This is a genomic window from Streptomyces sp. NPDC058459 (assembly GCF_042721685.1).
In the GTDB taxonomy this organism is placed as follows: domain Bacteria; phylum Actinomycetota; class Actinomycetes; order Streptomycetales; family Streptomycetaceae; genus Streptomyces.
In genome coordinates this window covers 1-2170 of sequence record NZ_JBHXLV010000394.1, presented here as the reverse complement: position 1 = coordinate 2170, position 2170 = coordinate 1, and the positions used below count along the sequence as shown (strand labels likewise).

Here is a 2170-nt window from a genome sequence, read left to right as displayed (position 1 = left end):
CGTGCGGCCCGACGCGCGGGGCGGGCGGGCGGCGCCGGCGCGGGCGCGGGAGGTGAGCCGTCGGCGGCGGCCGGTGGCGGAATGATCACGGGCGGACCCTTCGCGTGGGGTGAGCGGGTTCAGTGCGGCAGGGGCAGCACGCGCCGGGGTTCTCCGGCCAGGGCGGCGGCGAGCCGCGTACCGCCCAGAAAGGGCAGCCCGGCCGCGGTGTTGGAGTACAGGCCGGGGACGACGACCCGGACGACGTGCGGGCCGGCGGCGCGGACGTCGGGGGTGGTGACATCGACGACGACCGCCCGGTGACCTGCCGCGCCGACGCGGGCCACGAGCGCGTCGAGCGTGGGCGCGGCGGCCTCCGGCGCCGTGTCGCGGCCCGCCTCCGCGCCCTCTGCGCCTCCCGTGCCTTCTTGGAGTGCGCGTTGCAGCTCACGCTCGAAGGCGTCCTGGACGCGGGGGTCCAGGTAGAGCTGGAGGTGGCAGCCGTAGTCAACGACATCGCGAAGGTCCCGGCGGTAGGCGTCGCCGTAGCCGTAGTCGCGTGCGGCGCGCCAGGGCTTGAGGGGGCTGCGCGGATCGGCGGCGGCACGCATGTACGGGCCGGTGGGGTCGTCGTAGTCGGCGGTGAAGAGCTGGAGCTGCAGGGCTTCGCCGTACGCCTTCAGGCAGGCGGCGTCCTCGTCGGCGCGGGCGGCGACGCCCAGGGTGAGGTAGCCGGTGACCGTGTCGCGGACCAGTGCCCCGGCGACGCGTGGTCCGAAGGAGGAGGGGAAGGCGAGGAACCGGGTGGTCAGCCGGTCGTGGGGGCCGCGCGCGAAGCGGTCGAGCCAGTCCGGTGGCCGGATGACGCGCAGACCGGCCCTGCCGTGCCAGCCGATGGTCATGGCGTCCCGCTCGACGACCTCGCACAGGGCACCCAGGCAGGCGTCCTCGTACGTGGCGCCGGCGGCGAGACCCGCCTGGATGACGGGGTTGGTGCGCGGGCCGCGGGGCTCGACGTCGGCGGATACGTACGACACCCAGACCAGGGAGGCGGGGACGAGTACGGCGCCGCCGTCGGCCAGGTCGGTGCCCTCGGTCCACTCCACCGTCAGGTCGCGGGTGAAGGCGGTGAGCGGGAACGCGGGGTCGGCGTACTGCTGCGGGCCGTACAGGGCGAGGGAGTCGGGGTCGACCGCCCGCAGGCCGCGCCGGCGCAGTTCCGTGTAGGAGGCGCGGACGAGCCGGTCGGGCACCAGGTTGCCGCAGTACCGCTCCGCTGCCTCGCCGAGCGCGGCGCCCAGGGCCGCGTCGGGGTCGGCGAAGGCATGGCCGGCGCCCGCGGAGTCGGCGGGCCAGGGGCAGAAGCGGGTGGTGTCGCACAGAGGGGAGGCCACGAGCTCGAAGCCCTGCGGGAAGTGGTCCGGTACGGGCCGGCGGGACAGGCGGCGCACGATTCCGGTACGGGGGTCGGTCAGCAGCGGGTACGGCATGAAGGGTCCTCGTCAGGCCAGCGGCAGGGGGTGGGGGTACAGCTCGTCCTCGTGCAACGGGCGCGGGACCAGGCCGAGTCGGGCCGGGGTCTCGTACAGCCGCTCACCGCCCAGGTACGGGAAGGCCGGCGGGGCGTTGCCGATCAGGCCGGGCACGACGACCCGGACGACCGCGAGTCCGGCCGCCGCGACATCGGGGGTCGTCAGGTCGACGCTGTAGGCCGGCAGCCCCGCTGCCGCGAGCCGCCTCAGGTAGACGTCGCGCGGGTCCGCGTCCGCCACGGCCGGGATGTCGGCGAAGGCGATACGCCCCGGTCCGCGCAGTCGGTCGAGCGGCCGGCCCTGCATGCGCGGGTCGAGGTAGAGCTGCGCTATGGCGGGGAGGTCGGTCAGGTCGCGGTAGTCGGCGCGGAACGCGTCCCGGTAGCCGCGGTCGGCGCGGAAGGGCCGGAAGACATGGCTCTCCAGCGTGCCGGCGGCGACGGCCTGCCACACCTCACTGTCCGGTTCGGCGAGCTGCCGGGTGAGTGAGTACAGCCCGTACGCCTCCACCAGGGCCTTCTCCGCGGCGAGTTCGGGCTCGGCCCGGCAGGCGCTGCCGAAGGCGACCATGCGCCGCTGCCGGTCCTGGAGGAAGGCGGCGACGACGGGTACGCCGAACTCGGACGGGATGTGCAGCAGGCGTACGGACGGGCCGGGTC

2 protein-coding genes are annotated in these 2170 nt (G+C 75.3%); both read right to left on the bottom strand.

Annotated features, from left to right (window positions below):
• Window positions 1-119 precede the first annotated feature (119 nt).
• On the bottom strand, window positions 120-1469 hold the full coding sequence (locus ACFWN1_RS33015) for a YcaO-like family protein (RefSeq protein ID WP_384370371.1): 1350 nt from the start codon (window positions 1467-1469) through the stop codon (window positions 120-122).
• Between the two features lie 12 nt (window positions 1470-1481).
• A partial coding sequence (locus tag ACFWN1_RS33010) for a YcaO-like family protein (RefSeq protein WP_384370368.1) occupies window positions 1482-2170 on the bottom strand: 689 nt, incomplete at its 5' end.